The organism is Labrenzia sp. THAF82, from assembly GCF_009363435.1.
Taxonomy (GTDB): domain Bacteria; phylum Pseudomonadota; class Alphaproteobacteria; order Rhizobiales; family Stappiaceae; genus Roseibium; species Roseibium porphyridii.
Window position 1 is genome coordinate 903,837 of the sequence record NZ_CP045354.1, and the last position, 22,277, is coordinate 926,113.

Annotated in this window: 21 protein-coding genes; 12 read left to right on the forward strand and 9 right to left on the reverse strand. The window is 55.0% G+C overall.

The features are described 5' to 3' along the window. Window positions 1-59: 59 nt before the first annotated feature. Window positions 60-569, reverse strand: a complete 510-nt coding sequence (locus tag FIV00_RS04465; RefSeq protein WP_152499626.1) for an invasion associated locus B family protein — start codon at window positions 567-569, stop codon at window positions 60-62. 288 nt (window positions 570-857) lie between these two features. Between FIV00_RS04465 and FIV00_RS04470 the strand changes: the two genes are divergently transcribed. The 3 genes from FIV00_RS04470 (at window position 858) to FIV00_RS04480 (ending at window position 4,073) form a co-directional block, all read left to right on the forward strand. After that, the gene (locus FIV00_RS04470; protein ID WP_152499627.1) at window positions 858-1,424 is read left to right on the forward strand and encodes a sigma-70 family RNA polymerase sigma factor; all 567 of its coding nucleotides are present in this window, start codon (window positions 858-860) and stop codon (window positions 1,422-1,424) included. Then, complete coding sequence (locus tag FIV00_RS04475) at window positions 1,414-2,136, forward strand: M15 family metallopeptidase (RefSeq protein WP_152499628.1); 723 nt, start codon at window positions 1,414-1,416, stop codon at window positions 2,134-2,136. Before FIV00_RS04470 ends, FIV00_RS04475 begins: the two co-directional genes overlap by 11 nt. Window positions 2,137-2,516: 380 nt before the next feature. Then, window positions 2,517-4,073, forward strand: a complete 1,557-nt coding sequence (locus FIV00_RS04480) for a hypothetical protein (protein WP_152499629.1) — start codon at window positions 2,517-2,519, stop codon at window positions 4,071-4,073. Between the two features lie 27 nt (window positions 4,074-4,100). Here the strand turns inward: FIV00_RS04480 and FIV00_RS04485 are convergent, their stop codons facing one another. Beyond that, window positions 4,101-5,453, reverse strand: a complete 1,353-nt coding sequence (locus FIV00_RS04485; protein ID WP_173005880.1) for a caspase family protein — start codon at window positions 5,451-5,453, stop codon at window positions 4,101-4,103. A 578-nt stretch (window positions 5,454-6,031) separates the two neighbouring features. Between FIV00_RS04485 and FIV00_RS04490 the strand changes: the two genes are divergently transcribed. The 3 genes from FIV00_RS04490 to FIV00_RS04500 are packed head-to-tail and all read left to right on the forward strand — an operon-like array spanning window position 6,032 to window position 10,342. Further along, entirely contained in the window at window positions 6,032-8,221 is a 2,190-nt protein-coding gene (locus FIV00_RS04490) for a peptidase domain-containing ABC transporter (RefSeq protein ID WP_152499631.1), read from the forward strand. Then, the gene (locus FIV00_RS04495; RefSeq protein ID WP_173005881.1) at window positions 8,214-9,593 is read left to right on the forward strand and encodes an HlyD family type I secretion periplasmic adaptor subunit; all 1,380 of its coding nucleotides are present in this window, start codon (window positions 8,214-8,216) and stop codon (window positions 9,591-9,593) included. The genes FIV00_RS04490 and FIV00_RS04495 overlap by 8 nt, the downstream gene beginning before the upstream one ends. Further along, window positions 9,593-10,342, forward strand: coding sequence for a GNAT family N-acetyltransferase (locus FIV00_RS04500; RefSeq protein ID WP_152499633.1), 750 nt, complete (start codon window positions 9,593-9,595; stop codon window positions 10,340-10,342). The genes FIV00_RS04495 and FIV00_RS04500 overlap by 1 nt, the downstream gene beginning before the upstream one ends. 248 nt (window positions 10,343-10,590) lie before the next feature. Here FIV00_RS04500 and FIV00_RS29605 read toward each other — a convergent pair whose 3' ends face one another. Further along, a complete protein-coding gene (locus FIV00_RS29605; protein ID WP_173005882.1) occupies window positions 10,591-10,755 on the reverse strand; it encodes a hypothetical protein in 165 nt (54 codons plus the stop codon). 589 nt (window positions 10,756-11,344) lie between these two features. Here FIV00_RS29605 and FIV00_RS30065 point away from each other — a divergent pair. From FIV00_RS30065 to FIV00_RS04520, 3 genes are all read left to right on the forward strand, one after another. Next, the gene (locus FIV00_RS30065; protein WP_152499634.1) at window positions 11,345-12,229 is read left to right on the forward strand and encodes a hypothetical protein; all 885 of its coding nucleotides are present in this window, start codon (window positions 11,345-11,347) and stop codon (window positions 12,227-12,229) included. 140 nt (window positions 12,230-12,369) lie between these two features. After that, window positions 12,370-12,840: a tetratricopeptide repeat protein gene (locus FIV00_RS04510; RefSeq protein ID WP_152499635.1), complete on the forward strand. Its 471-nt coding sequence runs from the start codon at window positions 12,370-12,372 to the stop codon at window positions 12,838-12,840. Window positions 12,841-13,293: 453 nt separating this feature from the next. Beyond that, window positions 13,294-14,049: a phosphoribosylaminoimidazolesuccinocarboxamide synthase gene (locus FIV00_RS04520; protein ID WP_152499636.1), complete on the forward strand. Its 756-nt coding sequence runs from the start codon at window positions 13,294-13,296 to the stop codon at window positions 14,047-14,049. Between the two features lie 144 nt (window positions 14,050-14,193). On the opposite strand, the gene FIV00_RS04525 is transcribed toward FIV00_RS04520, so the two are convergent. Next, entirely contained in the window at window positions 14,194-14,739 is a 546-nt protein-coding gene (locus tag FIV00_RS04525; protein WP_152499637.1) for an RNA methyltransferase, read from the reverse strand. A gap of 175 nt (window positions 14,740-14,914) precedes the next feature. Between FIV00_RS04525 and FIV00_RS04530 the strand changes: the two genes are divergently transcribed. Further along, on the forward strand, window positions 14,915-15,889 hold the full coding sequence (locus FIV00_RS04530; RefSeq protein ID WP_152504107.1) for an NADPH:quinone oxidoreductase family protein: 975 nt from the start codon (window positions 14,915-14,917) through the stop codon (window positions 15,887-15,889). Here the strand turns inward: FIV00_RS04530 and xth are convergent. Both xth and FIV00_RS04540 read right to left on the reverse strand, forming a co-directional pair. Beyond that, window positions 15,879-16,688, reverse strand: a complete 810-nt coding sequence (xth, locus tag FIV00_RS04535) for an exodeoxyribonuclease III (RefSeq protein ID WP_152499638.1) — start codon at window positions 16,686-16,688, stop codon at window positions 15,879-15,881. The genes FIV00_RS04530 and xth overlap by 11 nt on opposite strands. Window positions 16,689-16,804: 116 nt before the next feature. Next, complete coding sequence (locus FIV00_RS04540; RefSeq protein ID WP_152499639.1) at window positions 16,805-17,698, reverse strand: alpha/beta hydrolase; 894 nt, start codon at window positions 17,696-17,698, stop codon at window positions 16,805-16,807. Between the two features lie 304 nt (window positions 17,699-18,002). On the opposite strand from FIV00_RS04540, the gene FIV00_RS04545 reads away from it, so the two are divergent. Continuing rightward, window positions 18,003-18,737 (forward strand): GH25 family lysozyme, encoded by a 735-nt coding sequence (locus tag FIV00_RS04545; RefSeq protein WP_152499640.1) that lies wholly within the window; start codon window positions 18,003-18,005, stop codon window positions 18,735-18,737. Window positions 18,738-18,794: 57 nt separating this feature from the next. On the opposite strand, the gene FIV00_RS04550 is transcribed toward FIV00_RS04545, so the two are convergent. Beyond that, the gene (locus FIV00_RS04550) at window positions 18,795-19,286 is read right to left on the reverse strand and encodes a hypothetical protein (RefSeq protein ID WP_152499641.1); all 492 of its coding nucleotides are present in this window, start codon (window positions 19,284-19,286) and stop codon (window positions 18,795-18,797) included. 226 nt (window positions 19,287-19,512) lie between these two features. Between FIV00_RS04550 and FIV00_RS04555 the strand changes: the two genes are divergently transcribed. Beyond that, the gene (locus FIV00_RS04555) at window positions 19,513-19,926 is read left to right on the forward strand and encodes an SH3 domain-containing protein (protein ID WP_152499642.1); all 414 of its coding nucleotides are present in this window, start codon (window positions 19,513-19,515) and stop codon (window positions 19,924-19,926) included. 35 nt (window positions 19,927-19,961) lie between these two features. Here FIV00_RS04555 and FIV00_RS04560 read toward each other — a convergent pair whose 3' ends face one another. Both FIV00_RS04560 and ccrA read right to left on the reverse strand, forming a co-directional pair. After that, window positions 19,962-20,498: a CAP domain-containing protein gene (locus FIV00_RS04560; RefSeq protein ID WP_247649340.1), complete on the reverse strand. Its 537-nt coding sequence runs from the start codon at window positions 20,496-20,498 to the stop codon at window positions 19,962-19,964. Between the two features lie 188 nt (window positions 20,499-20,686). Beyond that, complete coding sequence (ccrA, locus tag FIV00_RS04565; protein WP_152499643.1) at window positions 20,687-21,982, reverse strand: crotonyl-CoA carboxylase/reductase; 1,296 nt, start codon at window positions 21,980-21,982, stop codon at window positions 20,687-20,689. Between the last annotated feature and the right edge of the window lie 295 nt (window positions 21,983-22,277).

A 22,277-nucleotide genomic window follows, 5' to 3' on the forward strand; every position in this document is an offset into this window, starting at 1 on the left:
CGGAAAAGCAGAAATTGCTCGCCCGGCTTGCTGTCAGCAAGTGAAAAGGACCTGACGCGTTAGCGGCAGGCCGATCCTGCTGTATCGATTGCGGCAGTGACACCCGACAAGGAAAACTTGTAAGTCGTGCGGGTGCCTCGGCTGGATTCACCGGCCACCGTCATTTCCCGGCCAGCCTTCATGGCTGAGACCAGCTGGGCTTCTGTTGCCGCATTTTCCACCCATGCACCATCATTGTTGGTGAAGAGCGTGAAGGTCTTACCGTCAACGTCCACGGACACGGAAGACTTGTCCTTGAAGGGATAGCCGACCAACAAGCTCGGTTCGGAGCTCACACCTTCGGCTGGCCGTGACGTCACGAAAAAGAAAACATCTCCGTGATTGCGGTCGCCGGGCAGCAATGTTGTCGGCTTGGTCAGCGCATAGCAAACCTTCCCGCTGCCACCCGTCAGAGCATAAGCTGCCCAATCCTTGTGTTGCTTAATGAGCGTCGGGGTTTGCGCGAAAGCCACTGCACTCGAAACAGCAAGACCTGCAATGGCCAGAACCAGCGATTTTGCTTTCATCATCTCCACACCGTTTGGACTTGAGTTTCAGTCAATTCTATTCAATTGCCGACAGTCTTATAAACCTTGCTTTAATGATAAATTAAAGCGGGTTACGAAAGAGTTGAAGCTCGGCAATTGTTTTTTGTTTTTTGGACGCTTCATTTTTCGGTACCGTCGATCCATAGCTTCATGGCTCTCAAGGTTAATCGAGGCAACAGTGTGGCAGACTATAGTCCCCCCTTTCGAAAATCGCCGAACCTGCTAAAGATTGATGCGTAACCGAACGGCCGGCAGGGAGTAGAGTGGCCTTTGGCGCAAGCGCAGTATTTTTCCGGACTGATCGTAAGGGTCGCTGCAGAGCGGGACAAAACCGCTTTTGTGGAGCTGTTCGATCACTTTGCCCCGCGTCTGAAGGGTTATCTTATGAACCAGGGCGCCGATGGCGCATTGGCTGAAGAGATCGCCCAGGATGTCATGGTGACACTTTGGCGCAAGGCTGATCTGTTCGACCCCAAAAAGTCCTCTGCAAGCACTTGGCTTTACAGGATCGCGCGCAACCGGCGCATTGACAGGCTTCGGCGGCAAAAAACCGCTGAGCTCGATCCCGAAGAACCCGCGTTGCAGCCGACTCCTCTTCCGGATGTCGCAGACGAAATGGATGCGCGGCTGCGCGAGGAACGGGTGCGGGCTGCCTTGACGAAATTGCCGGACGAACAAAAGGAAGTCGTTCGACTGGCCTTTTTTGCCGGCCAGTCTCACAGCGAAATTTCAGAATCAACCGGATTGCCGCTTGGAACAGTCAAGTCCAGGATCAGGCTCGCGTTTGGACGTCTCCGGCAGCTGATCGAAGCCGACGAGGCGGTTGATGTGGACTAGTCGTCTGCTTCTTGTGACGACTTTGATGTTGGGCCTTGGCCCGTCCGCTAGTGCCGATGCCATGCCTGACGGCTTCGTATATCTGAAAGACTATGTACCCGATATCCGGCAGGACATTCGATATGCTGGCCGGCAGAATTTCATGCGCAAACGGTTGCCCGGTTACGGGGCAAAGGAATGCGTTTTGACGGAAGCTGCGGCTAAGGCTCTTGCAAAAGTGCAAAATGCTGCAGTCCAGTCCGGGTATTCCCTCGTTGTGTTTGACTGTTATCGCCCACAGACCGCCGTTGACGCCATGGTCGCGTGGGTTGGCTCAGGGCAGGAGACAGACAGGGAGTATTATCCGTCTGTTCCACGGTCACAATTGATCCGTCAGGGTTATATCGGAGCCAAAAGCAGTCACGCCAGAGGGTCAACCGTGGATGTTTCCCTGGAGTTTCTGGATGTTGCCGAACCCCGGAAACAGCAGACAGTTTGCGCGCGAGGCGACCTAGGCACCGCGGACTTCGGTACGCCCTTCGATTGTTTCGACCCGGCAAGCCGCACCGATGCTAAGGTTGTGGGAAAGCAGGCGCAGCAAATGCGCAAGAAACTTGTCGAGCTTATGCGCCTTGGAAATTTTCGGAACTACGCAGGAGAATGGTGGCACTTCACGCTGCGCGATGAGCCTTTTCCGAACCGGTCTTTCAGTTTCGCGATCGAGAAACGCTAATTTCCAAAGGGCTTTGACGCCGTTCCGGGCCATTTCAAGCCACAATTAGCCATGGAACATTGAAAAAGAGGTCGATTGTGAGCCGCATCACATCCGGTATGCTTCGTGCCGTCTAAGGTTGAAGGCGGAACTTTTTAATAGCTCATAGTTGTGAAGCCTGTTCTGCGCTTCGGCCCAAGCGGAATCGAGATTGATACCCTGCCGGGCAGTTTCGGACCGCGACGGATATTGCGCAAGACATGACCATGGCGCGTCGCCTGTCCGCCAAGGATGAGGCACTCGCAGGCCTTATAAACTGGAATAGATCGCAACTTGAGACCTTTGAGCGTGTTGTTTTTTGAGGACGAGATAGATCCATTCAAGAAAGTTCGAGGTGTGCTATGGCCAAATTGCTACGTCTGCTCTGCGGCGCCGTGCCGTTTCTTCTGATCGTTTCGCTAGGATTACCTGCATCGGCGCAAAACACCTATCTGAACGACAAGAAAACTTTTGACACTGCCTGGACACTCTTGGGCGAGCAAATCGGCGGTAGCGATCTTTTGTGGTTGCGGCTCCAGCCAGGCAGTCTGTCCGTCATTGCCGCGACTGGACAAAACGGAAAAGAATTCAATCTTTGGACGGTTCAGCGTATCAAGAATGATCAGGGCTTCGTGGATAGTGTTCAGGGGCCGATGCACATGGCCGATGGTCCGAATTTCATCGTGCCGCCGGGGCGCTTCAGTCAGGCAGAGGTTCAGATTTCCAGATTGTGGGAGATCCTCGGTAGCGCACCGGATGGCCTGCCGACGAAAGTGCCGGGCGAAGTGACGTCGGCTGTGGCCTCGTTGGGTCCGGTCCTGGGACAGACCCAATGGGCCGTTAAGTGGAACATTTCTATCAAAAGCGGCCGCGAATTCGGTCAGGTTTATGTTTTGGCCGATGGGCGGTTAGATGGTGCCGACATCAGCCATACCGAGCGGGGCCGCTCGATGAATTTGCGGACCCAATCCGACTGGCCTTTCGAAAATGCACAGGGCCGTTTCGCTGATATCTTTGGTACGGGGGAAAGTGTTTTTAAAATCAGTGTTCTGACCCACGGCGTTGAAATCGATGCTGTGGAGCCGACCGATCCGGCGCAAGTCCAGGCCTATCGATGGAACGGCGGTAGCTTTCGCCGGGGTGCCGTAGCCAAGCCGATGTCATTCTACACTTTGACAGGCCGGAGCCTGCCATTCGCCGTTACGGCCAGCGGACTGGCCCGTTTGCCGCAGATCATTGCCGCCGCGCGCGCCGAGGTGCCAGCGGGGTGGACCCATGTCGATCGCGTAGAGGCAACCAGGCCGCCGCCAGCGGGTAGCGAGCGTGGCGTGTTGTGGGTCATAGAATTGCAGAGCGCCGCTGGTGGCCGCGAAAAAGCTGTGGTGCGGGTGCGCCCGGATGCCAGCATCCATTCAGTGACGTTGCCGGAAAGCCTGCGCGCCTTCGACAGCTATATGTCGTTAAAAGGCATGTCGGATGCGTTCGTGCAATTTCAAACCACGCTTGGCAAGGACATCAGGTTCTTTGAGATGACCTTCCGCCAGGACCGGGCCAGTATTACGCTGCCCGATCCCGAAGCTCCCGGGAATGTGGTCGATTACACCCTTGGCAACAGTGGAATAACGCGTGGGTTTTCGCGGCCGCGCATCATGGAAAATGACGCGGATCTGATCACCTTTACTCAGGCGTCTCAGTTCCATCATCAGTTGGTCACCCATGTTCCGGCAATGCTGGTGAAGGCGTTCAAAACCGAAAATGCCGAGGTCTTCAAGATCAAGCTTTGGAACGGAGCACCCTTTTACAAAGACGCGAAAGGTGCACTCTTCATGCAGATGTACGTGGGTGTGCCACCGCAGCACAACAACAGCGGTCACGCAGTGTTCCGGTTCGACGGAGAATATGTTGACGGCGGCCGATAGCGCTGCCGTGAGTTCCAAGTGTACGACCTAGTCGGCAAAGATCGGTATCAGTTCAGATACGGCTGTATCACTGTATCTTGCGCCGGCAAAAACGGACCCGATTTCGAACTCCAGCCATGTCGTTTCTTGTGGCGCGCCGAAAGTGAACCGGTTTGCGCGCATGTCATCGGGCAGCGACACGCTTTGAGTGGAGCCATCTGACAAAGTAATCATCGCGGTTCTGACGCGTGCGTTCTTTCGGTAGATGTCGCGGTTCTTTGCATAGCCGTTTGTGATCTGAAAACCTGCAACGCGGCGCGGACGGTCGAAGGCTATCAGAATTTTCTGCCCGGCACCGTCGCCTCGGACACCTTCCACCCAGGCTGTCGAAGGATTTTGATCGAACAGATTGCCCGGACCATAGCGGTTGCCGAATTGCGGATCGAGAATTGAACTGGCGCAAAACTCTACAGTGCCGCCGAGGTCTCTTACCGACTGGCAGAGATCGCGATGATATGGCGGTGTCGGCAAGTGCGTCGGTTCGGCCCGGCTTGCCACGAGAGGAGCCGTTTGTGCGGCCGACCCGCTATCCACTTTGGCCGCTGTCGCGTCGGATTGGGTCGCAGGTGCGGCGGCTTCTGACGACTGTCCTCCGAAATAAAACTCGCCGATCAACGCTTCGTTCAACCAGGGGAGTTGACGCTCACCGGTCGAGACATAAACGCTTTCGCGCACCTTCCCCATCAGATGGCGCACTTCCAAATCCGGTGTGTCGATCAAACGGGCAAGGGCTTCTGTGAACGGGCTGTTGTTGCCACTTCCGTCCAATGCGACATCCCCCGGCGAAGTCGCAAAGGCGATCATCATGCCGGCAGCATTCGCCTCCAACCGGGCAAGGCCATTGGCGGCGCCGCGAGACAAGGATCTTGGCAGCGGGTTGTTTCGGCACGCATCCAGAAAAACAAGTTTTAGCTTCGCACCGGATGCTTCCATGATCTCCAGAAGATCGTTCGCCTTGAGCGCTTGTGCCGGCAGATCCGTTGAGGCTTCGATTTCCGCGTCGACGGGCAGTAGCCAATTACGACCGTTTACCTGAACGCCGTGGCCTGCATAAAACACCAGGGCCACATCGGCACCTTGTGCCTTGCGGCCGAATTGCTTCAGCCCATCCCAGAAATCCTGGCGGTTTCCGTCTATGATCCGGACCACATCAAAGCCCAGTTCCACCAATTTTGCTGAAATCAGGTTGGCATCGTTCGCCGGATTACGCAGTGCTGGCATCGCCTGATAGGCACCGTTGCCGATCACGAGCGCGGCTTTGCCCGCAGCCAGGACAGGACCGGGTCCGGCGAAGGCCAGAAAGAAAATCAGTCCCGCAATTGCTTTCCGTATTCCAGTCATCAGCAGCCTCCCACAGCGATAGAATGAAAACTGTCGCGAGGCTGTCAAGGCAAGGAAATTCTTGTAGGAGGCCGCGCCGCTTGCACTGAGCTTGCCGGCGAGGACGGAGCGGCCGGTGTGGAATGCGTTGGTCGGACGACGATCCCGGACAGCCATTGCGCCGGCCATCGCCACATTGATGCCGAACTTGATCGGGATCTTAACTGGGAAATCGCGGGCGATCGAAAAACGGCTCCCGGCTGATATTGTTGTTAGCTGGACACTGTCCGCACCCGTTCCGCAGGTGCCTTTTTGGCGCAATGGATTGTAAAAAATGCGATTTTCGCTCCAAGTACCAATACCTGTCCGGTCACTCAAACGCGCTTTGATTGCGCTCAGCAGCAAAGCAATCCCGGTGGAACGTCCGTCGCTGTGCTCAGGTCAATTCACAAAAGAATAACAAGGAAAGCCGGCACCAGACGGTGCTGAACTTGCATTTATCGCTCCACTCTATTCTTACGTGCAAAAACACAACTTTTGATAGAATTTGTGATCTGTGAGCAACTATTTAGACTTAAGCCAATGGAAGATTTTCACTCATGAATGAAGGCGAACTCGATCCACAAGCGCTTGATCACCTTATCGAAATCGCTAAGCATCATGAGTTGGCGGCAGACCGCGCCAAGATTGAATTTGAATACTCCATAGGAGAAGAACCTCTTACCGAGATGCGCCTTCTGCGAATTGCGCAGGATCTGGGTTTGCAGGTCTCTTCGAAGCGATTGTCTTGGAGCCAATTTGGGAAGCTGGGTCAGGCTTATCCGGTCATTTTAGTTCTCAAATCGGGCGAGACCCTCCTAATTTCCGGTTACTCGGAAGATCCTGAAACTGGCAGAGACTATGTTTTTTCAGCGCAAAGATGCCTGGAGACAAAGCAATTCGAGCATGAACCGATTGCAGCAACAGACTTAAGTCGTGGCTGGAAAGGCACGATATATCTCTTCAGGAGAACCACGGATGAGGCCGTTGCCAGCGAGTTCGGCCTGGGCTGGTTCTTCAAAGAGGCTCTTAAACAGAAAGTGCTGTTCACGGAGATCATTCTCATTGCTCTGATGATCCACGCTACTGCGTTGGCCGTCCCGCTCTTTTTCCAGATCACGGTCGACAAGGTGCTTGTCCATCAGAGCTTTCAGACGTTGAATGTGCTCGCGGTCGCTGTCGTGATTGTTCTGCTGTTCCAAGGCGTTTTCAACTTTCTGCGCAACTACCTTCTCGCATTCGCAACGTCGAAAATCGATATGAGAACGGCCACCCGGACGTTCGGTCATCTGGTCCGGTTGCCCCTTTCGTTCTTTCAGCGTTCGACTGCCGGCGTTTTGACCAAGCATATGCAACAAACGGATGAAATCCGGGATTTTCTGACCGGAAACGTTCTGACCACAGCCCTCGATGCGACCGCGCTGTTTGTGTTTATTCCGCTTCTTTTTCTCTATAGCTGGGAACTTGGACTGATCGTGGTGGGCTTCTCCCTTCTGATCGCCATGGTCATCGCAGGAATGATCCGTCCGTTCTATTCCGCTCTCATGCGCCTTTACTCGGCGGAAGGAGAGCGGCAGTCCCTGCTTGTGGAGAGTATTCACGGCATTTCGACCATCAAGAGCATGGCTCTTGAGCCACGGCGAAACCGCATATGGGACAACAGCTCGGCGCAATCGGTTCGAACCAACTTCAAAGTCGATAAAATCGGAACGACGGCAGAGAGCATCGTCCAAACGCTAGAGCAGCTGATGTCCGTCGTCATTTTATTTGTGGGCGCTCATATGGTCTTCAAAGGCGACATGACCGTCGGCAAGCTGATTGCCTTCAAAATGCTGTCCAGCAATGTCAGCCAACCCCTGATCAAGATTGTCGAGATGATCCATGAGTATCAAAAGGCGCGTCTGGCCGTCAGGATGCTCGGCAACATCATGAACACCAGGACGGAGGGCAATTCTTCCTCACAAACGCTTACGCCGGATGTCTCGGGGCAAATCGTCTTTGAGAACGTCACATTCACCTATGACGGTTCGGACAAGCCAGCGCTTCAGGATGTCTCCTTTTCAATCGAGGCCGGTGAAACAATTGGCATCGTTGGAGAAAGCGGGTCGGGAAAATCCACTCTGGCCCGATTGGTGCAAGGTCTTTATGCCGTCAACGACGGCAGAGTGAAATTCGATGGGATTGATCTCCGGGAAATCGATCTTGCGCATCTGCGGCGATCGGTGGGCATCGTGCTGCAGGAGAATTTCCTGTTTCGCGGAACCATTCGGGAAAACATAGCCCTGACGGTGGCGCACGCGCAGCTGGAAGACGTCAGGAAGGCTGCTCAGCTTGCCGGAGCGGCGGGTTTTATTGAAGACCTGCCTTCGGGCTACGACACGTTTTTGGAAGAAAATGCCACAAATCTGTCGGGCGGCCAGCGGCAACGGCTGGCGATCGCGCGGGCCTTGTTGCGCAATCCGAAGCTGCTTGTTTTTGATGAGGCAACGTCCGCACTCGATGTTGAGTCGGAGACCATCATCCAAAGCAATCTGAGCAAGATAGCCGATGGCAGAACCATGCTGATTATCGCACACCGTTTGTCGACCCTGCACGACGCGGATCGCATTCTGGTTCTGGACAAGGGGCGTGTCGAAGCCTTCGCGCCACGCCGGGAGTTGCTGGATGAACAGAGCCCGCGGTTTTCCCCGGCGTTTCAAAGAATGTGGGACATTCAGGTGAAAAATGCTCTTGGGGCAGATTATGCGTGATCCGTTTGGTTACCGGAGAACCACTGAACTGTCCGAGCTTGCCGATGGTACCTCAGATAGGGTCGAGCGGCATGCGATTCCCTTTCAGCCGGACTCCGTCGAAGTGGAGCTGAAGCGCTTGCCGTATCTGGCACGCGTTTCCCTTTATACGATCCTGTTTCTGATGGTATCGGCAGTCGGTTGGGCCGCATGGGCTCAGATAGACCGGACCGTCACAGCACGCGGCAAGCTGGTCAGTCAGTCGAGAACGGTCGTCAAGCAACCTTACCAACCGTCGGTCATCCGGAGCTTGGATGCAAAGGCCGGGGACTACGTCAAAGAAGGCAATTTGATAGCGTCGCTGGATCCCACGCTCACCAAGGCCGACAGGGGTCAGCTTCAGGCAAAAATCCGCCTTCTTGAGTTGGAAGGCGCGCGCCTCGAGGCCGAGCAATCCGGCCTTGCTTTCAGGCCCGAGCAAACGTCCGAACTTTCCAATCTGCAGCTTGAACTCTTCAAACGGCGTCAGTTTGAGAAGGATGCAACGCTGGAAAAATTTCACGCTCAGGTCCAGACGCTTGATTCCCAGATCGAAGTTGCACGCGCACAGGCTTCGCAATTTCGAGCGCAGAAAGAACTGGCTAAGATCAAGCTCGACAACGCTGAAAAACTCCTGAAATCAAATGCGGGTTCACGCATCCGATTTCAGGAGGCATCTACGGAAGTTGAGCGCCTGGAAGCCGCACAAGTGGAAAAGGAACGGGAGCAGGACCGGTATGCGCGCCAGAAAAATGTGGTGCAGGTGGAGCGGGAACTCTTTCTGTCGTCTTACGCGCTCAGTATCGAGGAGCGGCTGTTGGCAATTACGACGGAGCTTGAACAGTTGCGTTTCGATCTGCAGAAGATCGTGAAGATGGGCGAGTTTGATGAGTTCAGGGCCGACTCGGACGGCATCATCCTGGAGGTCACCAACAAATCAGTTGGGTCGGTTGTCGAAGCCGCTGAAGTGCTGTTCACATTCGTCCCAACCGATCAGGGACTGGATGTGGAACTCGACTTGACGCCGCAGGATATCGGATGGGTGCATGTCGGACAGCCCGTCCGCATCAAGCTGGATCCCTTTCCGTTTCAACGGCACGGCACATTGGAAGGTGAGCTGACTTCGATTAGTCCGGATGCCCTTCAAGACCAGTCCAGCGGGCAGACGCAGGTCTACTACAAGGCGCGGGTGTCCATCACCCACAACAAACTGAGAAATCTGCCCTCCGGATTTGAACTGCTGCCTGGCATCACATCCACCGCGGAAATCAAGATCGGCAAGCGATCAATCCTCTCCTATCTCACCGATCCATTCCACAAAGCCCTTGATGAGAGTTTGAAAGAGCCAAACTGATGCGGCGGATACGTAAAAATCTGATCACAGGGCAGTCGCCCACGCATGACGCGAGTGCCTTACGGGCTGCACTGAGAGCAAGAGAAGCCAACCTTCTTGGCGAAAATGGTCTCGTTCATGGCCAGGACCGGTATGTTGCCACCGCTTCACCGGGAGACCTTGTTTTACCGCTGGATCAGCTCAGCGAAGAACAGAAAGCCCTGCTGGAGGAGCGTATGGGAAAGTTGGTCAGCCATACGGTGGGGTGCGGCCGCGAGCTTGAGTTAGGTGAACTTGTCAAAGATGGTGTCTCGATTGCCGAGCCCTCCGATATTGATGCATTGATAAACCTTGGTGCAGCGATCGCTTCAGAAACGGCCTACCGTTCAATCACCTTCGACCCGCTCCGGGCGCGTGAATTTGCAGAAATGTATCTGGCTGAGACCGAAACGCATAAGATCTTTGTCCACAAATCCCGTGGGCGCCTTCAGGGCGCGCTCTTCGGCTACGTTACCGACTATATTTTTTCGCGCGACCTCATGGCTGCCGAAGAGTTGTTCTACATATATCCCGAGGACCGCAAATCCCGGATTGCGATCAAACTTATGCGTGCCTTTGAGACCTGGGCGCGAACCAAGTCCGTCATCGAAATCTGTTTTTCGGTTTCCACTCAGGATCAGGCCGACCGTATCGGGCGTTTCTACGAGAAGATGGACTATGTGCGGGTTGGCGGTGTCTACAAGAAAAAAATGCAAGAACATGCAACTTGAGGTGTTGTGTTTACGAAATGCCTCTTGTAATTTTTCCGGGGGCTTGTTCAGGAGATATCGCGGATGTCATTTCTTCCGGGTCAAGGCCGAGCCCTTATTCACGTTACAGATAACGAGATCATTGTTCCTGAGGGCGTTCTTTCGACCCGTGAGATTGCAGTGATCTGCGACACTCTCGGACGATGGCCTTCCGAGTTGACTGTCGGGGGTAAAGAGGCTCTCGTAAACCCGGTCTCAGGCCTAAACGCTTACGGCGGTGGCGGAGGCGGCAGCGGATCGGGTGGCGGCGGCTCGTCCCGTTCTACCACAAACAGATCCAGTTCATCTTCAAGACCGACCGCTTCAAGCCGGCGCACGAGCAGCGGTGCGCCCGGCATATCCACTAGCCAGACGAGAACTTCTGGCGGTCCCACCAGCCGAGGCGGTTTTCGAGGCAGCCGGGCCAAAGCCGCGCGGGCTAACGTGAGCAGTTCCCGCTCAACGACAACAAGCAGCAGGCCTGCCAGCTCGAGCGGCCGCGCCCATATCAGCGCCAGTTCATCGCGCTCACGGTATAGTCAGGTTTCCCGTAACACGTCGACGGTTTCCCGTGGGCCTAGCCAGCGGGGCGGTTATCGGGGTGCCCAGGCAGCGGCAACAAGGTCCTCAAATTCTGGTGTGACCCGAAACCAGACGATCGGTTCCCGTGGGCGAACTCAAACCAGTGCATCATCTTCTGGGTCCCGATCAGGCCGGCAAACCGGAGCGACATCGGTGATGTCTGGCGGACCTTCGAGACGTGGCGGATATCGTGGAGAACAGGCACAGGCCGTCAGAGCTTCGGGATCTGGAGCGACGAGGAACAGATCCAGCGCCTCGGTTGGCCGAGCGCATATCCCGGCGAGTTCTTCCCGCTCTCAATCGAGTCGATTGTCCCAGTCCGGGGCAAACGTCTCGCGTGGGCCATCTCGGCGGGGCGGCTATCGAGGGCTAAAGGCCCAACAGGTGCGGGCAGGCCGGTCCATGGCGAGGACGAACACGACGGCCTCACGCTCCTCTCAAGGTCGTGCGCATATTCCGGCAAGCTCCTCTCGGTCGCGTTACAGCCAGCTCACAGGGGGGCAGGCACAGGTTTCCCAAGGGCCACCCCGGCGGGGTGGCTACCGAGGCAGCCGGGCACAGGCTGTCAGAAGCTCGAAAGCTCCCTCCACAGCTTCCAACCGGCGCTCCTCGGTAGGCAGGGCGCATATCCAGGCAAGTTCCCCAAGATCACGATATTCCAGTCTTGTGGAAAACAAAACCAGGCTCTCCAGCGGTCCTCCCCGCCGCGGTGGGTTCCGGGGTGATCGGGCAAAAGCCACGAGATCTGCGACAAAAACGAGAACGAGCCGATGGTCGGCGAATTTCGCAAAGCGATTGAGTGCTGATGGGGGAGCGATTATCAATCGTGGCACGCTGCCAGCATCGAAGATCCCCAGCAGAGTTATCAGATGGGGAACAAGGCTTGGGGTCTATAAAGCCACCTATGAGACCCGAATTACAGCATCGGGCACTGCGCAAGTGCGGGTGAATATCGACAACAATCTTGCCAATATCCTTTCGGGAAGAAACGCGACCAGCAAACTCGGAAAACTCTGGGGCAATACGGGTGGGAGGCTCGTTCGCCTCGTACCGAACAGAGTGCGTGTCACCTATTCGCAAGGCCTCGACTCCAAGGGTCTCGTTGCCGCCACGAAGGATATCGGTTGGAACTACAGTCAGAAGAAGAAGACAAGCACGCTCGGCGGATTTGCCGGATATCGATACAATTTTTCTACCGGTTCTCATTCTTTAATCAGCAGCGGAAGCCGGGTCGGACCGAACAACAAAGGCGCATTTGTGAATGGAGGGCTGAGACTATCCGACTGAGGCCTGGAAAATTCACGCAGGTGCTGTGTTTCTTCGCGGCCCTTTCGGGTTGGTCTGCCTATCTGACCACAAACGCCTCCGGGACAGATGGCAGGGTGTTTCCTGGCGCATGTGAAAGGGAGACGGAGGAAACACGGCAAATGAACTGCCTGTTTGAAGAACAAGGCATACCGGGCGTTCTGCAACTGGCGGAAAAGGCAGAGGCAGCCGCTGACCTGGAATTTGCCTTTGATCTTTATGAGTTCGCTAGTCGCAAGGGCAGTCCGGTTGCATCATACAATGTCGGTGTGTTCTATGAGGAAGGTGGGACAGTCGAGCAAAGTACTGAAAAAGCAATAGAATATTACAGTGAAAGTGCTGCTGCAGAATTTGTTCCTGCGTTTTTCAATCTCGGTAATATTTATTGTCGTGACAGTTTTTCGGAGAACAAAAAAGATTGCGCTTATTGGCTGCTTAAGGCGTTCCAAGCCGGAGATCTGGATGCCGGTTATAATCTGGCAATGTACTTGGTGAAAAACGAGACAGATCTCGACTGGGCGGAAGTGCTGATCAATATGGCAGCGGAACAGGGGCATGAACCATCGGCGTCCTTTTTGGACGGGATCAAATGAGTGGCGATTTGTGGCTCGAGAAATTGTATCGTGGCCGGGAGTTTCACATCGTCCGAGAATACCGGAAAGCCTCTAAATTTTTCCCAAATATCTGGAATATATATGTAATTTCTTCCAATGGGTTGTCGCATCTTGTGTTTCAGGAAGACGCTGCTGAATTTGAACCCAGTTTTCTGATCCTGGACCAATCAGGCTTGTCCGATTTTTCCAACCTCCTTGATCGAACAACTTTCTCAAACGCTGCCCTGGACTGGGACCAGCAGATCAGGGGAGTGGAAAGCGCGGTCTGCGGCGCTTTTTTTTCCCGAGTGCTCTGGGTCAGGACACTGAACATGGATTGCCGCTTCAAAGACAACACTTGGGTTCTGCTCGTCCCCGGTCCTAAGCAGCTCGGAATACTAGGCCAGATCGCCCGGATAAGCATGAAATACTTCAAGAATTGGGAGGCTGAAGTTGCCGAACGACAACATTCTTAACGAGGATATCCGGATCTTCAAGAATTTGGCTGACGGACCGGTCGTTGAAGTCTCCGACATTGCCTTGACCTATCCGGCCTTGGAAATGAAAAGCATTCCGGGCAAGGCGGCATTGGCAAATACCATTTCGATTCACCTGCATGAGTTTGTGCGAGATCAGGGCATTGATACTCACTACGCGTCGCGTGCAGGAAAACAGGAACAGGCAGTTTACGAGACCGAACAGCTTCCGTTCGATCTTGTTGTTCGCAACCTTGCGGCAGGCGACCTGGTATCGGATTTTGGTTTGGAGCCCAATTATCGTTTTCCCGAACCGCTGCTGGAGTTCTTTGTTCGTCCTGACAGGCTCGGCAAGAAACCCACCCGTGTTTCGGTAAGTCATCTGACAGCATTTGATCTGATCGCACCTGAAGAAATCAATGTTATCAACGATATAGCGCTGAGATTGAACGATCTTCTGACCGGGGTCTTTTTCGGAATTGGCGTGCAGCTGGTCGATATGCGGATGGAGTTTGGTGCCCGTTTCGACGAAGAAGATGGCGACCCGATTATCATGCTCGTCTCCGAGTTGAGCCCTGATGTCATGACGCTTCAGGACATCAGATCGGGTAAGGCTCTGGATTCAAGCCTTGCTTTTCACGGTGAAAGCACCGGGCTTGAGGGTTACAAGGAAATTGCACGCAGGTTTAAGCTGGATTCTGCTGCTGCCGCTCTTAGGCGACAAGTGAATTGACCGGAAAGAACATTCCGTTGGCACGTATGAGCTGACAGTCGGGCCAATAATCCTGACTTCACAGCTGATGACCACCCGTTGTCGCCTCTGCCGATCCGGATGCGAGATCCATCTACAGATCGGAATGTCCTGGCAGACAATCCGTCAGGTGCCGGGAACCTTGCGTCCCGTTCTCATGACGGGGCCACCACTGACATGTTTGGGCCGCTCCACCTTTGGGCCACCGGCGGTCAGCGAACGGTCCGCATAGCGGCCGAGTGCGCGATGACGGTCATACATGACTATGGCACCAGCCATGGCAACGTTGATGCAGAACTTGGTCGGTATCTTCACAATATGGTCACAGCGTTCGATCATATGCGGCGACAGCGATCCGCGTTCTGGTCCAAGGACATAAGCCGCCTGGAGGGGATGGCCGAAGCTGGGCAGATCGATGGAATCGTCGGTGAGTTCGATCCCGACCAGTTGGCATCCACGAGGCAGATCCATGGTGTCGACGCTGTCCCAATTGAATACCGGCAGATGGCCAGGGCTCTTGGACGTATCAGACGGAGGCGCGCTGCGAAGTTTCTTGTCAGCATCGACTGTGAAGAAGAAGTTTGCACCAAACGCATGGGCAGAACGCATCAGCGTGCCGAGGTTCATTCGTTTCGAGAGGCCTTCTGCCCCGACTGCAAAATATCCGCGCATCCGTTTGTCCGCTGATTTCAATTGGCAGCCTCATAGCGGAAATTCATCCGGCTTTGAAGGTGAGCTTTATCCAGAATGCCAATATCTGTTGACCGTGACGCTTGCTAGGGTAGCGGAACGTCAGGCAGGGGACGTCTTGCGCACGCTGCCGCTAACCCGGATGATTGAGGTTGTCGTGAAAGCCTGTCTTTGCAAGTCGTTTGGTCCACCGTCCAGTCTTGTTGTTGAGGACATCGCCGCGCCAGATGCAGAGCCCGGCGACGTTGTTGTGAGAGTTAAGGCATGCGCGCTGAATTTCTTCGACACGCTGATCATACAGGGAAAGTACCAGTACAAGCCGGAGATGCCGTTTTCGCCAAGTGCCGAATTCTCTGGAGTTGTTGAGCAGGTTGGCGAGAATGTGACCGCTTTCGCGCCCGGTGACCGCGTCATGGGGTACATGCGGTGGGGCGCGGCGCGGGAACTTGTAGCGGTTCCAGCGGAGGATCTCGTCAGTTTGCCGGATGAGATTCCATTTGAAACCGCTGCGGGTCTGATCGTGACATATGGCACAACGTTGCATGCCTATCGTGATCGCGCCAATCTCAAGCCTGGCGAAACCGTTGCAGTCCTGGGTGCATCCGGGGGTGTTGGACAGGCTGCCGTGGAAATTGCGTCGGTCATGGGGGCGAAAGTCATCGCTTGTGCGTCTTCGGAGGAAAAGTTGGCTTTTGCCAGAACGCTAGGCGCGGATCTGACCGTCGACTATTCCCGGCAACCACTCAAGGAAAGCCTCAAGGATCTGACTGGAGGAACGGGCGTTGACGTTGTCTATGATCCTGTTGGCGGAGACCTTTCAGAGCAGGCCCTTAGGGCAACGGCATGGGAAGGGCGCTTTTTGGTAATCGGATTCGCAGCCGGGGACATTCCAAGAATTCCGCTCAACATCGTCATGCTCAAGGGCTGCGACGTCATGGGTGTTTTTTGGGGAGCGGCAATCGACCGGGACCGGAAGGGTCATCGAAAAAACATGCAGCAGCTTCTCGCCTGGGTGCAGGAGGGCAAGTTGAAGCCGCATATTCACGGCACTTATCCGCTTGAGGACATTGGCGCAGCACTTGATGAAATCGCGGCGCGCCGTGTGCGCGGCAAGGTGATTGTCACGATGTGAATTCGGCGATCACCGGCGCATGATCCGACGGCTTCTCCCAGCTGCGTGCGTCGCGCAGGACCGATGTGCCTTTAATGTGCGGGACAAGCGGTTCCGAGACCCACACATGGTCAAGCCGGCGCCCCTTGTCCGCCTTTGACCAGTCTTTCGCGCGGTAGCTCCACCACGTGTAGAGCTTTTCTTCGAGCGGTGTGAATTGGCGCATGGCGTCGAGCCATCCCCCGGTTTCGCGCACTTTTTCAAAAAGTTCGGTTTCGATCGGCGTGTGGGAGACAACTTTCAGAAGCTGCTTGTGCGACCAGACATCGTGTTCATAGGGAGCTACGTTCAGATCGCCAACCAGTACCGCTGGACGCGCTGTCTCGCCGCCCTGTAGCCACGACTGCATTTCAGTCATAAAATCAAGTTTGTGGCCGAATTTCGGGTTGATGTCCCGGTTCGGTTCATCACCACCTGCCGGAACATAAAAATTATGCACACGCATGGCAGAGCCATTAAAGGGGACATCCACGGCGACATGGCGGCTGTCGCCGACATTGCAGAAATCGCGCTTCTCGACATTGCTCAGCGGCCGCTTGGAGACCGTTGCCACGCCGTGGTAACCCTTCTGTCCGTTTATGGCCATGTGCTCGTAACCGGCCTTGCGGAAAGCATTTTCCGGAAAATTAGCGTCCGGACATTTGGTTTCCTGCAGACAAATCACATCGGGTGAAACTTCCTCAATCAGCTGTTCTACGATCGGCATACGAAGCCGGACGGAATTGATGTTCCAGGTGACGAGTTTCAGCCGTTCGCTCATGGATTTCCTGCCAAAGATTAGAGGTCCGTCAAGACATAAGGATTCGGCGCGCAAGTGCAAACGAATTCAGGTTCCGAAGGACGCAGATTCGCGTCGGGGAAGGGGAGAGCCGGCAGCTACACAAGCTGACGCGTTCTGGTGAGAAAGCGGTCAATTTCGAGAAAAGCTTCAACTGTCTCGGGGAGCTCTGGCCACATTGGCCAGACGTGCCACATGTCCGGGTAGACCGACAACGAGGCACTAATGCCTTTCGCCTTGAGCCGCTCTGCCAGACGAACGGAATCACTCAGCCAGAGCTCATGATCACCGGCGAGAAGCAAAACCGGTGGCAGACAGTGGAATTCTGCAAAGAGCGGAGAAATTACCGGGTCAGCCAGATCGATCCTGCCGATAAAGTGTTTTTGCCAGTCGATCAGGCTTTCAGGCGACAAGACCGGGTCTACGTCTGCTCTGCTTTGAAAGCTCTCGCCGGAAAGCGATGTGTCAAAGGCCCCTGACAGAGAAACGGCGGCATATGGCAGTGCCGTTCCTGTCTCATGCAGCCGGTGCAACGCAGAAAGAATCACGGTTGCACCGCTGCTGTCTCCGGCAAAGGCAATCCGGTCTGATTTGGCATCTTTGGCGATAAGATGAGAATAGACGGCCAGAAAGTCGTCTCGCGGGGCTGACGTGTGGTGTTCGGGCAATCGCCTGTAGCCGACCATCAGGACGGTTCGGTTCAGTGCAACAGCGATTTGCGAACAGAAAACCCGATGCGTTTCGATGGCTCCCGTTACCAGTCCTCCACCATGGGCATAAAGAAGAATGTCGTCAGGCTGAGGATTGTCCGGCATCAGCCAAAGACATCTGGTGCCCGCGATCATCTCCGGTTTTTCCGAGCACCGTTCTGCAATAACGTCGTCACAAACCGCGTCTTCCCATTGGCGTCTTTCCTCGTCCAGTGAAAGCTGCGGCTGGACGGATGATCGGATCAGGCGGGCGCGAATTTTCTGGCTGACTGAACTGGCCATTGGGTCTGTTGTCTCTCAATCGCACTGGGGGCAAGGCGAGAATCAAATTCAAAAATAACTCGTTGAAGCTTTGAGAAGCGCAACTCTTTGACAAAACCGGCACTCAAATGAGCCTGTGCACGGAAAAAGCGAGAAGGGGTCAATTCGGACTCTGAACTGCCGCAATCTCCGCTTAATCGCGGTTCGGGTTGAAAGTTGATACGTGTTTGTGCGCAGAAATCGTGAATTCGTCTACACTCCGTTAGGAAATCCCGCGCATTTTGGGCAGTGATGGAAAGTCTTTCTTAACTTTGCCGAGGATGTTGTGCTGGCGCTCATCAAGTCCATTTGTTCTGTCTTTGGGTTCATTTTTCTAAGCTCTTGTGCAGCTTATGATTTCCCCGATCCAACGCCTGAAGACTATGCCGTCCACGGCATCGACATCTCCCGTTGGCAGGGTGATATCGATTGGGTGGCAGTGAAACAATCCGGAAGAGCGGCCTTTGCCTGGATCAAGGCCACGGAGGGCGGGGATCATGTCGACCCACGCTTCGTGGATAACTGGATCGGGGCACGCAAGGCAGGCGTTCCGCGGGGAGCTTATCATTTCTATTATTTCTGCCGCCCGGTCGAAGAGCAGATCTCCTGGGTGAAAGAAATCGTTCCCGTCGACCCGCAGGCAATTCCACTCGTTCTGGACATGGAATGGAATGCTCATTCCAAAACCTGTACCACTCGCCCCCCTCGTGAACAGATCGTGCGGGACATGAAAATCTTCCTCGACGAAATGGAAAGACACTACGGCAAGCGGCCGGTTATCTATTCCTCGGTCGATTTTCACCGCGATCGTCTGGTCGGAGCGCTCAAGGGTGAGCAGTTCTGGTTGAGGTCCGTGGCCGACTATCCGAACAACATCTACGATCAACGCGATGACTGGTACTTTTGGCAATATACGGCGGAAGGCCGTGTCCAGGGAATCAAGGGTGATGTTGACCGGAACGTATTCTTCGGGACCAGATCGCAATACCGCGCCTGGCTGCGGGGCGACTTGCGGCGCTAAACGGTTCTCGGAAAGCTCGAATTTTCGAAGCTCTGGGTAGGAAACGCCAGTCCTGCACTAGCGGATCTTGACCTGATGTGCCACGTCCTTGCCGTTGCTGACGGTCACCTGACTAAATCCGATCAGTTTGCAGAAATCGAAGAAATTCAATTCATGAGGCTGATCGGACAGGGCAAAGAGTTCCGTTGAGCGGGCTTTCGACGTAAGTGAAGCAAGCAGCGCTCTCAAGCGAAACAGCGTGTCGTATTGTCCGTTGCCGGATGCGACAATGATCAGCTTCTCAAGGTCCCCGCCTTTTGCAAACAGGTGATAGCCCGGGTGCCAGGACTGTTTTTCCTGAAGGGTTGCGAGACCGACAACGAATGCGGCTCGCGACCGTTTGCTGGCGTCGGCGGCTGTTTTGATCTCTGAGATATAGACTTCCCGCGTTTGGGGTTCGGGATAGTAATACCCTGCATGCCCGTCAAATGCGTAACTTGCCGCAGACGCTGCTGCCAGAAATGCCACGCTTAATGTGATGGATCTGAATATTCTGGATAACGCGCACATAGCCCCTCCCCGCTTGTCCGGAAAGGGCGATTATGAAGCCGAAGCGTGCACTTTATGCAAGTAAACTCGATCGCGCCTGGGCGTTTAGGACCTGCGCCGGGCGGAAATTTCCCCGTCAAGCGGGCCGATACCAGCTTACGGATCTGTCATTTAGCCGCTACAGTTTCGCCACTTTGAGGGTGCAAAGCGATAAGGTGCCGTGGCGAACCTGTTGGAGCTGACGAGAATGACATTGATCCGATTGCCGCTTGCAATCCTGGCGCTGTGCGCAATGGCCTGGCCTGCGGCCGCCCAATCCGGCGGACCGGCGATTGCCTATACAACGGCGAACCTGAACATGCGTGCCGGACCTGGAACCAACTATCCGGTCATTACCACTGTGCCTTACGGCGGTGCGGTTACAGTGTTCGGGTGTACGGCGAATTTCAGCTGGTGTGATGCAGCATTTGCAAACACCAAGGGCTGGGTGTCCGGGCGCTATCTGAATTATGGCGGTGGAGGCAACTACTATGGTCGGCCGATCCCGAACGCAGGTGTTTACATCGGTGTGCCTCGGTACAATCGAAACTATCCGATTTATCGTCGGCCTCCAGGCGTCGTGCGCCCATACCGGCCTTACTATCCGCCGCGCCGTTACTAAGGTCTTTTGAAAGCGTCAGATAATAGGGCGGTCCATTACTGGGCCGGCCTTGGACCTGCCATGACCAAGGACCAGAAAACCTTGTGCTTGGCATTGGCTGAATACGCGGTCGCAATGCCGAGACGCGTTGCGTCGCGTGTCAGGAGTACCTGATTGTGATTGGGAGATTCCCGCCAGCCGGAAAATGCTTCGGCAAAGGTCCGGTAGCCGGCGCTGACGTTTTCAGCCGCAGCGGTTTTGGGCTCTCCAATGCTGTTCATGCGCGTGGCAAGTTGCTGGTTTGCAGCCAACGACGCCTTGACTGATCCCGCTGCCGCCATTGCATCGGCCTGGCTTTGCGCAATGCCCGTCAGCTGGGCATCCGGTGTCACAGCCGGCAGGCCGTTGTTGATCCGATATTGAGATATCATCTGCGCCGCCGTTGCAGGGTCGACCTGTCCGTCGGTCTTCGCCAGATCCTGGTAAAATGGCGGCGTTTGCAGGCGTTCACCCATGCAGGCAGACACAATCATGAGAGTGAGGCCGGCTGCGGTCAGTTGCAGGACGGATCGGGCCTTGGGTAAATCAATCACGAAATGATGCTCCAGACGCAAAAGGACAGCGATTCGCTTGCCATCGACAGGTGATGGAGCGAAACCCGAGCAGAATTGCGGCAGCAGCTTAAGGAGTTGCAAATTTCGTGCAAAAAAAGCCAGCCCGCTGAGCGGACTGGCAAGGCTGCTTGAGGCTCTTAGTATGGCCTTCTGGGGAGCTCTTTGTGTTAGCGTTTGCCTGCTTCGAGCACATCTTCCAGGGTTCTCAGGCCTGTGGTCGGCGCAGAGACCAATACAGACATGTTTCCAGGTGCATGCTCGTTCTTCCACATCTTGGTGTGGGCCTTGGGAATCTGATCCCAGGGGAAAACTTCAGACATGTAAGGATCGATGCGACGCTCGATCATGAGCTTGTTCGCGGCTGACGCCTGTTTCAGGTGTGCAAAGTGAGATCCTTGCAGCCGCTTTTGGTGCATCCACATATAGCGCACGTCGAAGGTACAGTTGAAACCGGACGTGCCCGCACAAATCACAACCATGCCGCCCTTCTTGCAGACAAATGTTGAGATCGGGAACGTTGCTTCGCCAGGATGTTCGAAGACGATGTCGACGTTGTTGCCCTTTCCGGTGAACTCCCAGATGGCCTTGCCGAACTTCCGAGCTTCCTTGAACCATTCCGCATATTCCGGGGAGCCAACCGCCGGGAGCTGTCCCCAACACTTGAAGTCCTTACGGTTGATAACACCCTTGGCGCCAAGCTCCATAACGAACTGGCGTTTGTCTTCGTCCGAGATGACACCGATGGCGTTGCCGCCCGCTGCGGTTATCAGCTGAATAGCATAGGAACCGAGACCGCCTGAAGCACCCCAGACCAACACGTTCTGGCCGGGTTTGAGTTCATGAGGGTGATGACCAAACAGCATCCGGTAAGCCGTTGCCAGGGTCAGTGTGTAACAAGCACTTTCTTCCCAGGTCAGGTGCTTGGGGCGAGGCATCAGCTGTTGGGCCTGAGCGCGGGTGAATTGAGCAAACGAACCGTCCGGCGTTTCATAGCCCCAGATGCGCTGGCTGTTGGAATACATCGGGTCGCCGCCGTTGCACTCCTCGTCGTCACCGTCGTCCTGGTTACAGTGAATGACGACTTCGTCACCCACTTTCCAGCGCTTAACCTTGTCCCCGACCGCCCAGACAATGCCTGACGCGTCAGAGCCTGCAATGTGATAGGGGGCTCCGTGGCCGTCAAATGGGCTGATGGGCTCTCCGAGACCGGCCCAGATACCATTGTAATTGACGCCTGCGGCCATCACCAGGACCAGCACTTCGTGGCTGTCCAGCTCCCAGGTCGGTACGACCTCGAGCTGCATTGCCTCTTCCGGAGCGCCGTGACGCTCCCGGCGGATTGCCCATGCGTACATGTTTTTGGGAACATGACCGAGGGGCGGAATCTCGCCGACTTCATATAGATCTTTCAAGGGAGCTTCTCCCCGCGTCAGGTTGTCATTGGCTTCAGGCGCTGCTGTCATACTTCCCCTCCCAGGGCATTTTTTGGTCGCCGCATAATTTCGCAATTGCACAAAGCGCGTTCGGATCGAAACCCGGTTTTGCGCAACTATTGTTCAAAATGACGCGTACATCTATTCGACTATTGCTTAACTTGCGTTTTGATGCCAAGCATATTTTGCATTGCGAGAGAAAAATCTCGCAAGCGCGTAAATTCGGGTGCACGTGTTGCGGGGTGTCACAAACCGACCAAAGCCGTGTTGCCGAGTGCGAAAAAAACAGGCTGGAGAATGCCTTAGAACGTCCATTGATCGTGGC

What these genes read in the sequence shown, in the direction of transcription:
- FIV00_RS04465 (WP_152499626.1), bottom strand. Translation starts at nt 569, where the DNA reads ATGATGAAAGCAAAATCGCTGGTTCTGGCCATTGCAGGTCTTGCTGTT.
- FIV00_RS04475 (WP_152499628.1), top strand. Translation starts at nt 1,414, where the DNA reads ATGTGGACTAGTCGTCTGCTTCTTGTGACGACTTTGATGTTGGGCCTT.
- FIV00_RS04480 (WP_152499629.1), top strand. Translation starts at nt 2,517, where the DNA reads ATGGCCAAATTGCTACGTCTGCTCTGCGGCGCCGTGCCGTTTCTTCTG.
- FIV00_RS04485 (WP_173005880.1), bottom strand. Translation starts at nt 5,453, where the DNA reads ATGACTGGAATACGGAAAGCAATTGCGGGACTGATTTTCTTTCTGGCC.
- FIV00_RS04490 (WP_152499631.1), top strand. Translation starts at nt 6,032, where the DNA reads ATGAATGAAGGCGAACTCGATCCACAAGCGCTTGATCACCTTATCGAA.
- FIV00_RS04495 (WP_173005881.1), top strand. Translation starts at nt 8,214, where the DNA reads ATGCGTGATCCGTTTGGTTACCGGAGAACCACTGAACTGTCCGAGCTT.
- FIV00_RS04500 (WP_152499633.1), top strand. Translation starts at nt 9,593, where the DNA reads ATGCGGCGGATACGTAAAAATCTGATCACAGGGCAGTCGCCCACGCAT.
- FIV00_RS30065 (WP_152499634.1), top strand. Translation starts at nt 11,345, where the DNA reads ATGGCGAGGACGAACACGACGGCCTCACGCTCCTCTCAAGGTCGTGCG.
- FIV00_RS04510 (WP_152499635.1), top strand. Translation starts at nt 12,370, where the DNA reads ATGAACTGCCTGTTTGAAGAACAAGGCATACCGGGCGTTCTGCAACTG.
- FIV00_RS04525 (WP_152499637.1), bottom strand. Translation starts at nt 14,739, where the DNA reads ATGCGCGGATATTTTGCAGTCGGGGCAGAAGGCCTCTCGAAACGAATG.
- xth (WP_152499638.1), bottom strand. Translation starts at nt 16,688, where the DNA reads ATGAGCGAACGGCTGAAACTCGTCACCTGGAACATCAATTCCGTCCGG.
- FIV00_RS04540 (WP_152499639.1), bottom strand. Translation starts at nt 17,698, where the DNA reads ATGGCCAGTTCAGTCAGCCAGAAAATTCGCGCCCGCCTGATCCGATCA.
- FIV00_RS04550 (WP_152499641.1), bottom strand. Translation starts at nt 19,286, where the DNA reads ATGTGCGCGTTATCCAGAATATTCAGATCCATCACATTAAGCGTGGCA.
- FIV00_RS04555 (WP_152499642.1), top strand. Translation starts at nt 19,513, where the DNA reads ATGACATTGATCCGATTGCCGCTTGCAATCCTGGCGCTGTGCGCAATG.
- ccrA (WP_152499643.1), bottom strand. Translation starts at nt 21,982, where the DNA reads ATGACAGCAGCGCCTGAAGCCAATGACAACCTGACGCGGGGAGAAGCT.